Origin of the sequence: Flavobacterium agricola, assembly GCF_025919725.1 — a bacterium.
GTDB classification, from domain to species: domain Bacteria; phylum Bacteroidota; class Bacteroidia; order Flavobacteriales; family Flavobacteriaceae; genus Flavobacterium; species Flavobacterium agricola.
On record NZ_CP081495.1, the window covers coordinates 104,737 to 118,257 of the forward strand.

14 protein-coding genes are annotated in these 13,521 nt (G+C 33.8%); 10 read left to right on the forward strand and 4 right to left on the reverse strand.

The window, feature by feature from the left end:
- The first annotated feature begins 62 nt into the window (after nucleotides 1-62).
- The 4 genes from K5I29_RS00560 to K5I29_RS00575 are packed head-to-tail and all read left to right on the forward strand — an operon-like array spanning nucleotide 63 to nucleotide 3,390.
- Complete coding sequence (locus K5I29_RS00560; RefSeq protein ID WP_264433948.1) at nucleotides 63-1,010, forward strand: M28 family metallopeptidase; 948 nt, start codon at nucleotides 63-65, stop codon at nucleotides 1,008-1,010.
- Nucleotides 1,007-1,687: an SDR family NAD(P)-dependent oxidoreductase gene (locus K5I29_RS00565; RefSeq protein WP_264433949.1), complete on the forward strand. Its 681-nt coding sequence runs from the start codon at nucleotides 1,007-1,009 to the stop codon at nucleotides 1,685-1,687. The genes K5I29_RS00560 and K5I29_RS00565 overlap by 4 nt, the downstream gene beginning before the upstream one ends.
- Nucleotides 1,688-1,689: 2 nt before the next feature.
- On the forward strand, nucleotides 1,690-2,289 hold the full coding sequence (locus K5I29_RS00570) for a SprT-like domain-containing protein (RefSeq protein ID WP_264433950.1): 600 nt from the start codon (nucleotides 1,690-1,692) through the stop codon (nucleotides 2,287-2,289).
- Between the two features lie 33 nt (nucleotides 2,290-2,322).
- The gene (locus K5I29_RS00575) at nucleotides 2,323-3,390 is read left to right on the forward strand and encodes a mannose-1-phosphate guanylyltransferase (RefSeq protein WP_264433951.1); all 1,068 of its coding nucleotides are present in this window, start codon (nucleotides 2,323-2,325) and stop codon (nucleotides 3,388-3,390) included.
- Between the two features lie 32 nt (nucleotides 3,391-3,422).
- Here the strand turns inward: K5I29_RS00575 and K5I29_RS00580 are convergent, their stop codons facing one another.
- From K5I29_RS00580 to K5I29_RS00590, 3 genes are all read right to left on the reverse strand, one after another.
- A complete protein-coding gene (locus tag K5I29_RS00580) occupies nucleotides 3,423-4,202 on the reverse strand; it encodes an ABC transporter ATP-binding protein (RefSeq protein ID WP_264433952.1) in 780 nt (259 codons plus the stop codon).
- A gap of 2 nt (nucleotides 4,203-4,204) precedes the next feature.
- Entirely contained in the window at nucleotides 4,205-4,945 is a 741-nt protein-coding gene (locus K5I29_RS00585) for an MlaE family ABC transporter permease (RefSeq protein ID WP_264433953.1), read from the reverse strand.
- A 159-nt stretch (nucleotides 4,946-5,104) separates the two neighbouring features.
- Nucleotides 5,105-5,956 (reverse strand): glycosyltransferase family 2 protein, encoded by an 852-nt coding sequence (locus K5I29_RS00590; RefSeq protein WP_264435144.1) that lies wholly within the window; start codon nucleotides 5,954-5,956, stop codon nucleotides 5,105-5,107.
- A gap of 58 nt (nucleotides 5,957-6,014) precedes the next feature.
- Between K5I29_RS00590 and K5I29_RS00595 the strand changes: the two genes are divergently transcribed.
- From K5I29_RS00595 to K5I29_RS00615, 5 genes are all read left to right on the forward strand, one after another.
- Entirely contained in the window at nucleotides 6,015-6,890 is an 876-nt protein-coding gene (locus tag K5I29_RS00595; protein ID WP_264433954.1) for a glycosyltransferase family 2 protein, read from the forward strand.
- 2 nt (nucleotides 6,891-6,892) lie between these two features.
- Complete coding sequence (locus K5I29_RS00600; protein ID WP_264433955.1) at nucleotides 6,893-8,353, forward strand: lipopolysaccharide biosynthesis protein; 1,461 nt, start codon at nucleotides 6,893-6,895, stop codon at nucleotides 8,351-8,353.
- A 65-nt stretch (nucleotides 8,354-8,418) separates the two neighbouring features.
- Nucleotides 8,419-9,066: a porin family protein gene (locus tag K5I29_RS00605; RefSeq protein WP_264433956.1), complete on the forward strand. Its 648-nt coding sequence runs from the start codon at nucleotides 8,419-8,421 to the stop codon at nucleotides 9,064-9,066.
- 178 nt (nucleotides 9,067-9,244) lie between these two features.
- Complete coding sequence (locus tag K5I29_RS00610; RefSeq protein ID WP_264433957.1) at nucleotides 9,245-9,829, forward strand: porin family protein; 585 nt, start codon at nucleotides 9,245-9,247, stop codon at nucleotides 9,827-9,829.
- 119 nt (nucleotides 9,830-9,948) lie between these two features.
- Complete coding sequence (locus K5I29_RS00615) at nucleotides 9,949-12,159, forward strand: S8 family peptidase (protein WP_264433958.1); 2,211 nt, start codon at nucleotides 9,949-9,951, stop codon at nucleotides 12,157-12,159.
- Between the two features lie 26 nt (nucleotides 12,160-12,185).
- On the opposite strand, the gene K5I29_RS00620 is transcribed toward K5I29_RS00615, so the two are convergent.
- Complete coding sequence (locus K5I29_RS00620) at nucleotides 12,186-12,911, reverse strand: YqjF family protein (protein ID WP_264433959.1); 726 nt, start codon at nucleotides 12,909-12,911, stop codon at nucleotides 12,186-12,188.
- 166 nt (nucleotides 12,912-13,077) lie between these two features.
- Between K5I29_RS00620 and K5I29_RS00625 the strand changes: the two genes are divergently transcribed.
- Nucleotides 13,078-13,464 carry a hypothetical protein gene (locus K5I29_RS00625; RefSeq protein WP_264433960.1) on the forward strand — a complete coding sequence of 129 codons (387 nt, stop codon included), beginning with the start codon at nucleotides 13,078-13,080 and terminating at the stop codon, nucleotides 13,462-13,464.
- Nucleotides 13,465-13,521: the final 57 nt, after the last annotated feature.

Consider the following 13,521-nt stretch of genomic DNA (forward strand, 5'->3'; position numbering starts at 1 on the left):
TAAATCCCGAAGTATGAAAAGCTTCGGGATTTTTGTATTTTTATGGTTTAAGAAACTAACCTATGAAAAAATTATTTTGGCTTTTACCTTTGGTGCTGGCAGCCTGTACAGCATCTAAAAAAACTACGGTTACCCAGCCGTATCAGGTAAATCAAACAGCATTAACAAATACGTTACAATATTTAACGGCTGACGAATTAGAAGGACGTGATTCCGGATCAAAAGGAATTGAATTAGCAGCTAATTATTTAGAAGATATATTAAAACAAAATCAGATTCAACCGTATTTTGCAACTTATAAAGATACGCTACGTAATTTTAATAATGGTGTAGCTTACAACGTTGTTGGCTTTGTTGAAGGAACCGACGCAAAGTTGAAAAATGAAATAGTAATTTTCGGAGCCCATTACGATCATATCGGAATTGTAGATAAAATAGTTGATGGAGATAGCATTGCAAACGGAGCAAATGATAATGCTGCGGGATCAGCTATTTTAACCGAGGTAGCAAAATATATTGCTTCTAAACCTAACAAACGTAGTGCTTTAATTGTATTTTTCTCTGCTGAAGAAAAAGGACTTTTAGGCGCTTATCATTTAGCTGATAAACTTGAAAAAGATAGCTTAGATTTTTATACCATGCTAAATTTTGAAATGTTGGGCGTACCTATGAATCGTGATTTTAAAACCTACATTACTGGGCATAAAAAATCAAACATTTCTGCAAAAATAAACGAATATACCAATCAAAATTTTGTGGGATTTTTACCAATGGAAACCCAGTATCGCTTGTTTATGGCGTCAGATAATTTTCCGTTTTTCTTAAAATATAATTTCCCTGCGCATTCTATTTCAAGTTTTGATTTTGATAATTATAAATTTTACCATCACGTAGATGATGAATTTGAAAAAATGGATACGCAATTCATGGCGCAAATTGTTACCGATTTGTTACCTGCTATTGATCAAATGATGAATAGCGAAACTAAAGAAATAAAATTAAACGAATGAAAAATATTATAATTACCGGTACCAGCCGCGGCATCGGGAAAGAACTTTGTATTTTATTTGCTAAGCAAAATTTTAATGTTTTGGCAATTTCTAGAAATGCAAATGCCGATTTGACTGCTTATGAAAACATTACGCAGTTAAGTGTTGATTTGGCTGATGAAAATGAATTGCACAAAGTTCAACAAATTATTGAAAGTAAATTTTCTAACCGAGTAGATTACTTAATAAATAATGCAGGTGCCATTGTAAATAAACCATTTGCTACCATTACCAATGCTGAGTTTGAATATGTTTACAAAGTAAATGTTTTTGGTGTAGCAGCCTTAATAAAATTATGTTTGCCTTATTTTGAAGCTGGGAGCCATGTGGTTACTATTAGCAGCATGGGCGGTATTCAGGGCAGTATGAAATTTCCTGGGTTAGCGGCTTATAGCTCAGCCAAGGGTGCCGTTATTACGCTATCTGAATTATTAGCTGAAGAATATAAAGAACATAAAATAAGTTTTAATGTTTTAGCTTTAGGTGCGGTTCAAACCGAAATGTTAAACGAAGCATTTCCAGGTTATCAAGCACCAATTTCGCCTTTAGGGATGGCAGAATATATTGCTGATTTTACTCAAAACGGAAATAAGTATTTTAACGGTAAAGTACTTCAAGTTTCATCTACAACCCCATAATTTTGGAAAATGTTCTACTAAAATATATACCCGAAAATGCATTGCAACCCATTGTAGCTTTAATTAAAATGAATCATGTTCATTTAAAAATTGTGGCTGAAAGGGCAACGCGTCATGGAGATTATCGAGCTAATTTTGACGGTACGCACATTATTACCGTTAATGCATCATTAAATAAATATAGTTTTTTGATGACATTAATTCACGAAATTGCTCATTTAGTAGCGTATAAAAAATATGGAAATAGAATTAAACCGCACGGCGTAGAATGGAAAGATACGTTTCAGAAATTAATGTTACCTTTTTTACGCCCTGAAATTTTTCCGTCACAATTATTACCTTTATTGGCACGGCATTTTAAAAATCCGTCAGCTAGTAGTGATACCGATGCAACTTTATCTTTAGCCTTAAAACAATTTGATCCTCCTTCAGGAAAAAGTTTTATTTTTGAAATTCCTTACGGAAGCATTTTTACTTTAGATAACGGTCGCACATTTAAAAAAATAGCTTTGCGTACCAAACGATACGAATGTATAGAATTAAGCAACGGGCGTACGTTTTTGTTTAATCCTAATGCCGAAGTAAACTTGGTAGAAGCTTAAAAAATAAATACAAACGTTTGTATTTTTTAGATTATGAATAAAAATTTATATGCAATTTTAATGGCTGGTGGGGTAGGTTCCCGTTTTTGGCCAGTAAGTACTTCAGATTTTCCTAAACAATTTCATGATATGTTAGGAACGGGCGAAACGTTAATTCAAAAAACGTTTGCGCGTTTATCTCAGTTAATCCCGAAAGAAAATATTTTAATTTTAACAAACGAGGGATACAAAGATTTAGTTTTACAACAATTACCTCAGGTTAATGAGCAACAATTAGTTTTAGAGCCAGCTATGCGAAATACAGCACCTTGTATTTTGTACGCCACTTTAAAAATTAAAAAAATGAATCCGAATGCGTTAATGGTTGTTGCACCTTCTGATCATTGGATTGAAGATGAGGTTCAGTTTATTAACAACTTACGTCATGCTTTCGAGTTTTGTGAGTTTAACGATTCGTTAATGACGTTAGGTATTATACCAACCTTTCCTAATACTGGTTATGGTTATATTGAATACGATAAGTTAGATACGCGCCCAATTAAAAAAGTAAAACGTTTTAGAGAAAAACCGGATTACGCAACCGCTAAAGAATTTATTAACAGTCGTAATTTTTTATGGAATGCTGGAATTTTTGTTTGGAGTGCTAAAGCGATTGAAAAAGCTTTTGTTGATTTTCAGCCTAAAATGCATCAACTATTTATGCAAGGTTACGAAAGTTATAATACGCCAGCAGAAACAACTTTTATTGCTGAAAATTACGAGAAAGCCGAAAACATTTCTATTGATTATGCGGTAATGGAAAGCGCTAAAAACGTTTACGTTTTACCGGCAACCTTTGATTGGAATGATTTAGGAACTTGGGGATCGCTTTACGACAAGTTAGATAAAGATAGTAACCAAAATGCGGTAGTAAATGCCAACTTGTTTATAGAAAATGGGTCTAATAACATTATTCGTACCAACCCTGGTAAAAAAGTTGTTATTGATGGATTAGACGATTTTATTGTGGTTGATAAAGACGATGTGCTTTTAATTTACCCCAAAAAGAAAGAACAAGATATTAAGCAAATCGTACAAAAAGTAAATGCTTGTAAAAAATAAAAAAAGGTTGTCTAAATTTAGACAACCTTTTTTTATAATATATTATTTCGATCTTGTGCTAATTGCGCTTTTCTAACTTTTTTAAATAGATCTGACGAATAAACAAAATCAACCACAGCTTCGTTATCGGTTTTAAAAATCTGCGATTTATCTCCTTGCCAAGCTAAAACACCTTCTTTTAAAAACACAATATTTTCTCCAATTTCCATAACCGAGTTCATATCGTGGGTATTAATTACGGTTGTAATCTGATATTCTTCTGTAATTTCATGAATCAAATTGTCAATTACTACCGAAGTTTTTGGATCTAACCCTGAGTTAGGTTCATCACAAAATAAATATTTCGGATTGTTTACAATAGCACGCGCAATAGCTACACGTTTTTGCATTCCTCCAGAAATTTCAGACGGTAATTTTTTATTTGCGTTGATTAGGTTTACACGATCGATTACAAAATTTACACGATCTCTAATTTCGCTTTCGCTTTTGTTGGTAAACATTTTTAATGGGAAACCAATGTTTTCTTCAACCGTCATAGAATCGAATAGGGCAGAACCCTGAAAAACCATTCCGATTTCGGTACGTAAATCGGTTTTTTCATCTTTATTTAAATCCTGATAAATACGCCCATCGTACGAAATGCTACCCGAATCCGGTTGATGAATACCTAATAAACATTTTAATAAAACCGTTTTACCAGAACCAGACTGACCAATAATTAAGTTAGTTTTTCCAGTTTCAAACTTTGTGGTAATGCCTTTTAAAACGGTTTGTTCGCCAAAGGTTTTAACAATATCTTTTACTTCTATCATAACTAACTTAATAATAATTGGGTTAATACGTAGTTCATCATAATAATAGCAACCGATGTCCAAACAAATGAGGTTGTTGCTGCTTTACCAACTTCTAATGCACCACCTTTCATAAAATAACCGTGGTACGAAGGAATGGTTGCCAACAGCAAACCAAAAACAATGGTTTTAATAAAGGCGTAAACTACGTGAAATGGTATAAAATCACCTTGAATTCCTTGAATATATTCTGTGCCAGAAACAAATCCACCATAAACACCAGCAACCCAACCGCCTAAAATACCTAAAAACATACCCAATCCGATTAAAAACGGATACAATAATAAGGCAACTATTTTAGGAAAAACTAAGTAGTTTAACGAGTTAATCCCCATAACTTCAAGCGCATCAATTTGTTCGGTAACACGCATGGTACCAATGCTCGAGGTTATGTACGAACCTACTTTTCCGGCCATAATAATAGAAACAAACGTAGGAGCAAACTCTAAAATTACCGACTGTCTGGTTGCAAAACCAATTAAATATTTAGGAATTAACGGATTGGTTAAGTTTAATGAAGTTTGAATGGCCACAACACCACCCACGAAAAAAGAAATAAAGCAAACAATGCCAAGCGATCCGATAATTAAATCGTCAATCTCTTTCATTATCAGCGTATTCATTACCTTCCATTTGGTCGGTCGTGTAAAAACATCTTTGATCATTAAAAAATAACGACCAATATGTGTAAACATTTTTATCATAACTCTGTAAATATCGGCTAAATTACCATTTCAAGTTCAAATTTAAACGCACTTTTTCATTTTTTTATATGGCGTTACCTAAAAACCTTTTTAAGTTGGGTTTTTAGGTCGGGCTTTTGCCAGTACAAGGTACTTGGCTCAATCCCTAACGCGCGCTGCCTAGCCTAAAACTTTGTGTTTTATTTTCTGCCATCTAAATTGGCGTACAAACTTTTCTTGCTTGGGGCTAACTAATTTGGTTTTACCTGCTTTTTTGGCTTTAAAAAATCCTTTTATATAATCTAACGCCAATAAAGGTTTACCTTTTTTTACCGCTAATTTAACCGATGCAATGGCTGTTAAGCTAAAGCCATAACCCAAAACATAAAAAGCTTCGCCTTGTTTGTAACGCGCAGAAGCATCATAAACGGCCCCCGTTGGTTTTAAATGTTTTATTTGTAAGTTGGTGTCAACTTTAATCTTCCAATGGTAATAACGGCAAAGCAATTCATCAACCGTATCCCAGCCCATGGCAGGCTGTAAGCCACCGATTTGTATAAAAGCTTCTTTGCGGTAAGCTTTAAACGCTCCACGAATATGGTCCATATCGGTTAATTTTTCAACCACCCAAGCGTTATTTTTTTCTATTAAAGCTACGCCACCTGCCATGCCCAATTGTGCATCTGCCTTAAAATAATTTAAAATGGTTTCAAAATACGTTTCTGGCAAAATTAAATCGGCATCTAATTTTACAATTACATCATAATTGGCATCTAAGGTTGCAAAACCAGCGTTAAAAGCCTGAATTACTTTACTGCCTGGCAAATGCACCGCTTTAGATTGCTTGTTAACCAATTCGATAAACGGATATTGCTCAGCAAATGCTAAAACAATATTTGCAGTTTCATCGGTCGAATTGTCGTTTACCACTACAACCTTTGTAGGTAAAACCGTTTGGTTTACCAAGCTGTTTAAGGTTTGATTAAGGTACGCTTGCTCATTATAAGCGGGAATTACCACATAATATTTCATTGCATCTGTAAATGTCACAACAAATATCTTTATTTTTGCTGGTATATAAAATTTTACAATGCAGTTTCCTAAGGTTTATGTAATAATTGTTTGGTACAACGGAGCAAAATGGGTACAAAAAAATATTGAATCGTTGTTGCATTCGCAACTTCCGGTACATATTATTTGTATTGATAATTGTTCTAGTGATGATACCGTAGCTTTATTACAAAACTACAAGGATCAAATTACATTTATACAAGCGCCTAGTAACTTAGGTTTTGGTAAAGCCAATAATTTGGGCATTGATTTGGCGCAACAAGCGCAAGCAGATTTTGTTTTTTTTCTGAATCAGGATACGTGGATTTACCCCGAAACCATTTCTAACTTGGTGCAAGCTGCACAACAAAATTTAGATTTTGGAATTATTAGCCCGATTCATTTAGGACCGAATGAAACCGATTGGGATGCAAATTTTGCAACTTATGCCCAACAGCAAACTGGTAATGCCAATACAAATTTAATTCAGGTTCCGTTTGTTAATGCGGCAGCTTGGCTTATTCCGGCACAAGCTTTACAAAAAGTTTCGTATTTTGAACCGTTGTACGGCCATTACGGAGAAGATCGTAATTTTACTGACCGCATTGCTTTTCATCATTTTAAAATTGGTATTTGTACCCAAGCGTTTATTACGCACGATCGGGTGTTGACACGTCATTTTAAAAAAGATTGCATTCAGTCAGAATATAAAATTTTAAGTATTTTATTAAATCCGAATTTAACCGTAAAGCAAGCAAAAAAAATGGCTTTTAAAAACGTTTTGGGCTTGCCTAAATATTTTTTTAAATATTACGGTGCGTTAAAAAGCATTCAACTTTTTAGTATTTTATTCATTTATTACTTTAAACAACTTTCTCGCTGGTCAACTTTAGCCAAAGCCAGAAACCAATATTAACCATGGAAAATACCAAGCAAACCAAACAAATTGTAGGCTATACCGTAATTAATTACGTGGGCATTGCTATTGGTATTGTTTCTACCTTATTTATTTATCCTTTAGATGTTGAGCTTTTAGGTATTTTTAGGTACATAGATTCGTGGGCGCAAATGCTTTTTCCGATTATTACCTTAGGTTCAGCGCAAGCTTTAATTCATTTTTACCCGCAATTACCCGAAAAAATGCAAGTGCGTTTGTTTGGGTTTAGTTTAGTTTCAATTTTTAAATTGGCTTTTTGGGTAAGTTTACTGGTTTTGTTTTTTTACTTTTTTGTTGATGATATAAATACCAATTACATTTTTTACAGCTTGCCCATTGCATTGGTTTTAGCTTTGGTAGAATTGTTTAAACGGCAAGCCACAACCTTAGAAAAAATTGCGGTACCTACCTTGTACGAAAAAGTTGTACCTAAATTGGCTTTACCGATTGCCTTTTTATTGGTTTTGTGGGGCTATGTTTCGGTCAATATGGGTTTTGTTTTATATGTTTTAGCTTTTGTTTTTTTACTTGCTGGCGTGGCTTTATATGTAAAAAAACATTATAAATATAAAATTTGTTGGTCAGAAGCCGAATTGTTTACCCATATTTCTAAAAAAGAATATTATAGGTATAGCTTGTATGCGTTTGCAGGTAGTTTTGGTTCTTTTTTTGCTTTCCGAATTGATTCGATTATGATTCCGAACTTTATAGATTTAGAAGCAAACGGAATTTACAATATTGGCGTAACCTTAGCATCTACTTTAGCCATACCTGCAACCGGAATTTTTGCTTTGCAGGCGCCCGTAATATCTAAATTAATTAAAACCAACAATTGGCAAGCCTTACATGTAAAATATAAAGAAACAGCCAAACTACTGCTGTTTGTTGCCGCACTTTTTTACGGTAGTGTTTTATTAGGTATGGAACCTTTGTTTAACTTGTTACCCACTCAAAACAAATTATTACCTGCTTTACCTATTATTTATATTTTAGGTGCTAGCATGTTTGTAAATATGAGTACGGGTTTTAATTCCGAAATTATTTCGTATTCTAAACATTACCGTTTTAATTTAATTACCATTTTGTTTTTGGTTGTACTAAACGTAGGGCTAAATTATTATGTGTTAAAATATACGCATTGGGGTATTTTAGGTGTTGCTTGCGCCTCATTACTTGCTATGACGGTTTTTAACTTTTTAAAAACAGCCTTTATATATAAAGTTTTTAAGCTATTACCTTTTGATGCCGGTTATTTTAAAATAACAAGCATTTTTTTAATAGGTTTTGGTTTGGCTTATTTGTTGCCAACAAGCACATGGCCAGCAATTAACCTACTTTTAAAATGTTCTTTTTTTGTGATTTTTTGTATCTTTTTTGTTTATAAATTAAGATTGATTCTGGTCTTAAATCAATTTGTTGGTAAAAAAATTAAGAATTTTTAACTTTTATAAGCTTTTATAAGCTTTTATAAGTGCCTATATTAGTTCTAAATCTAAATAACAAACCGATGAAAAAACGAATATTTGTAGCAGCAACCTGCCTTATTTTTTCTGTAAGTGCTTGGGCTCAAACCAGTAAAAGCGAATTTACCATTGGATTAAAAGGAGGATATAACCTATCTAAGCTAAGCGATGTTTCGCATTTATCCTTAAAAAACAAGTCGTTATCAGGATTTCATGCCGGTGCATTTGTAGAATTGCCCATAACCAAAGGCATTTCCTTACAACCCGAATTGTTATATTCAACCCAAGGTTCTCGTGTTGAAGCAACCAATGCCGATGGAAGTTCGGTAGATAAATACGACAGCCGTATTAATTATATAACCTTACCCGTTTTGGTAAAAGTTTATCTAACGCAGCGTTTGTCGGTCGAGGCAGGTCCGCAGTTTGCGCTTTTAACCCAAGCACATGCCGACGGAAATACCTATAAAATTGATGATGTTTCAGAAAATGTAAACATTAATAAATTTAAGCATAACATAAAAGATCAAGTAGAGAATTTTGATTTTGATTTGGCAGTTGGAGCCAGCTATAAATTGCCTTTAAACTTATTTGTTTCGGCACGTTACGTTTGGGGAGTAAAAGATATAGCAAAAAACAGCGATTCAAAATCTAAAAATCAATTGTTTCAGTTATCAGCCGGATTACGATTTTAATACCAACCAATTTATATAAAAACCTACTTTAAAAATCAAAACGCAAGTTTTGATTTTTTTTTATTTTGTAAATCATTATTTACAAAAAAAGCATTTTAAATTTGAAAATATAATTTTTGTCGATTAAAAGCGTTAGTAATACAACAAACTCTTATATTTGAATATAAATATTTATAATATGAAAAAACACATTTTATCAGTAGTTGCAGCTTTAGCAGTATGTGCTGGGGCGCAAGCACAAACATCAGTTGATGATTTTAAATTTGGTTTTAAAGGCGGATATAACCTTTCTAATTTAGGTGGAGATATTCCGGGGCACAAAGCTTTATCTGGTTTTCATGTTGGTGGTTTTGCAGAAATTCCGGTTTCAGCAAAGTTTGCTGTACAACCAGAAGTTTTGTATTCTGCACAAGGATCAAAATCTAAAACAACTATAGGAAATGTTGATTTTAAAACAGATGTAAAAGCTGATTTTATTAATGTGCCTATTTTAGCTAAATATTACGCTTTAGAAGGATTATCTGTTGAGGCAGGGCCACAAATAGGTTTTTTAGTTAAAGCTAAACAAGGTAGTGTTGACGTTAAGGATGCATTTAAATCTGTAGATTTCGGTTTAGCAGTTGGTGCATCTTATTATTTTACAGAAAATATTTTTGCATCGGCACGTTATAATTTCGGATTAACAGATGTTGCAAAACACAGTTCTGATGGATTCAAAATGCACAATAACGTATTTCAGGTTGCTGTAGGATACCGTTTTTAATTTCAAAAAAAATTATAAAGATTACCATTAAGGCCAAACAATAATGTTTGGCCTTTTTTGTTTACATAGAGTGCTTTACTAATTATTACGTATTTTTGAAAGTCAAATAAACCCAAATTATGAGTCAGCGTTTTACTTTTTTATGTTTTACCTTGGGGCTTGCTGCCGTTTTTAACAACGCGTTTGCCCAACAAATACCAGCTAATTTAGCAACCTTTTTTAAAGAGCAAAAAATAAAACAAGATTCAATTTTTGATGCCAAATTTTCTGCTTTACCTGCTCGTAGCCCGTATAATTTACCGTTAGATAAAAGTAAAATTGCGCAAATTAACGATTCGTATATTTTATTTTTAGAAACCGGCGATGTGCGCGCAAACAAAGCTGCCAATGTAGATTTTTTACAAAACGGAACTTTAGGCACAGCACCGTTAATGGGCGAAGCAGTAGAAATTGCTGTTTTTGATGGCGGAAAAGTTTTTGGCCTTCATGAAGATTTTTTAATTAACGGAAAATCTAAAATATCAGATCTAGAAAATAATGTTTCTGTTACCGCCCAACCCATTTCTGCTCACGCAACTGGGGTTTCGGGTTTAATTGCTGCAAACGGTAATGCAAACCTAACGTTTAATAATTCTTTTACTGTTGCTAATGCAACACGTGGTGTTATTCCATCAGCAAAAATTAGTACAGCAAGTTTTCAGCAAACAAGCAACGGAACCATTTATGAAAAAATTTTAAAGTTTAGCCCGCCTATTTCAAACCATTCGTACGGATCAAATTTTGGTTGGGCCATTTCTAGTATAAATAATACCAATAAAACGGTAACCTTGGTTTATCCGGTTAACACCAGCATCTTTTTAAATGATGAAGAAACCTTTGCAGGTATTTATTTAGACGATGATGCCAATTATGATATGCTGGTTTACAACAACCCCAAAACTATTTTGGTTAAATCGGCAGGAAATTACGATGGCATTGGGCCGGCCAATTACGATGCATCTTGGAAAGTAACTTTATTGCATTACGACGGGTCAAAATATGTGCCTTTAACCAACGCCGATATTATTCCTAAAAATAATTCTTTTAACGGCGCTTACAGCATTACTACCGGTTCGTTAGGTAAAAATATTTTAACGGTAGGATCAATTGATTTGCCTTCGGCAGAATCCGATTATCGTTTGCAAGTTAATAACATTATAAAATCAAGTTTTAGTAGCGTTGGTCCCAGAAAAGACGGAGCTATTAAACCCGATTTAGTTGCGGTTGGTGCTGGCGTAGCATATCCTGGAACAGAAAAATCAAGTTATATGGCCGGTAGCGGAACCTCGTTTGCAGCGCCTAAAGTTACCGGTGTAATTGGTGCATTAACCCAATTGCAACGTTTGCTTACCGAAAATGCAAATTTTTTGTTTGATGCCGATCAGGCAAAAACATTATTGTTGCATACCACGCAAGAAGCAGGGTTGTTTCCTGGGCCAGATAACAAATACGGTTGGGGTGCTTTAGATGCAAAAAATGCTGTGCAAACGCTTTTAGCAGTGCATAACAAGGAAGCTTTTTTTATTAAAGAAGAAAAAATAAACGGAACCGATTTTGAAAAAATAGTTTCGGCTCGTGCTAACGATACGCTAAAAGTTACCTTATCTTGGATTGATTTGCCTTTTACCGACTTTCCAACTTCTAACCGTGCCACGTTAAACGATCGTTCTACGCGTTTGATTCACGATTTAGATGTTCGATTAATTGATACCGAAACCGAAACGGTTTACTACCCATGGAAATTGGATATGAATAACGTAACCGGTCCAGCTATAAAAGGCGATAATGCAGTTGATAACATTGAACAAATTGTTTTATATGCACCAGAAGCCAATCGTAATTACAAAGTTGTGGTAACCAACAAAGGCAGTTTAATTAGCCCACAAAGTTTTTCGCTTTTAATTACCGGTGCTAATGAAGAATTGGTTATTGAACCTGAAGAGCCCGAAGAGCCAACAGAACCTACGGATCCGGAGGAACCTGAAGAGCCAACAACGCCAGAAGAACCAACAGAACCAGAAACTCCTACTGATCCTGAAGTTCCGGAAGAACCAGCAGAAGAAAAACCAAAGCATTTCAGAATTTTTCCAACAGTAACTTCTGATGTAATTTATTTGAAAGGCCCAGATGAGGTACATGAGGTACATATTTTTGACCTTCACGGAAAGCGCGTAACAACCGCATCAAAAAAAGATGCTATAAATGTTTCGCATCTTACCAACGGCTTGTATGTTGTAAAAATTAAAACTGCCAATGGGCAAGTAATCAATAAAAAAATAATTAAAAAATAAAAAAAGCAGGTTAAAACCTGCTTTTTTTATTCTACTGCTACCGGGCTCCAACTTACCATTTGTATACCAGGAACATAATGACAAGCAATTAACGTATACGATTCAATTTTTAAATTTCTAATTTGGTAATGAATGTTTAGTTTTTCAACATGTACATGGTGCAATGCTAAAGGTTCGTGATGAATTTCAAAAACCCGTAACGCATTGTTTTTGTATAAAAACAATGCATATCGTTCGGTTAGCCACGTATCAAAATCCTTTTTTATGTCAATTTGATTCTCGGTTGAAAAGGTAACGTCTAAAAAATAACCTTTATGGTTGTTAATGTTGTTGTATGCAGTTGCACTACGCGTAATATCTGACTTTTCATAAGGCAATCCAGAAAGTACTTTGGCTACAAAGGCCGAAATTTTTTTAGCTACTTCTAAGTTTATAAAATAAACCCCGCGTTTTCCGTTTTTAATAACATACGTTCGGGTTTGAATTTCATAAAAATCTGAAATAAAACCAACCGAAGGCAATCCGGCGGGCCTTAAATTCTTCATTTTAAAAGCTACCAACGATATGTAATATTTACCACTGTAGCTATCTAAAGATAAATGATCGGGAACTAAAAAGCGTAAATCGGCATGATCTACTTCAAAATGTAAAAACAGCACATCTTCCCATTCTTGGTAATATTGCCAATTTGTAGTTGGTTTTTCCCAGGGGCGGTGAGAAACTTCGGTTAAAAATTCATCTCCTTTTTTCATAATTACTGTTTATATATAAATTTAAACGTAAAAAAACACGGATTTTATATATTAAACATGATTTTTTTAGTTTTTGGTAATAAGATGATGAAATACGTCGGTCTGTTTTAGTAAAACACTGAATAATTCTTTACCTTTGTAAGCAAAGTAAAAAACTTATTTGCTCTTGAAATTTGTAAACAAAATAGCAATTCCTTTTTTTGTGTTTTTAATGATGGGTGTTATCGTTAAAAACTCGGCTTTGTGTTTGTTGTACGAATATCAGAAGGATTTGTTTGTTGAGATTTTTTGTGAAAACATTACAAAACCCGATATGCATTGTGACGGAAAATGTATGTTAGCAAAAATGCAAGCAGAACAAAACGAGCAAGAAGCAACTCATGTTTTAAAACAATTGCAAACCGAAATGGTGTTTAATATTAACGAACCTTTTTTTGTTGTAATACCGCATAAAAATACTTGGGTGCAAGTAATCCCAGCACCACAATATTATACTTCATTATATTCGTATTTATTTACACCAACTTTTATTAATCCGCCCGAGGCAGTTTAGTATTTAATTTTAGGCTATTCATGTAAATAATGAATAACCTTTTTACACATTTACTAA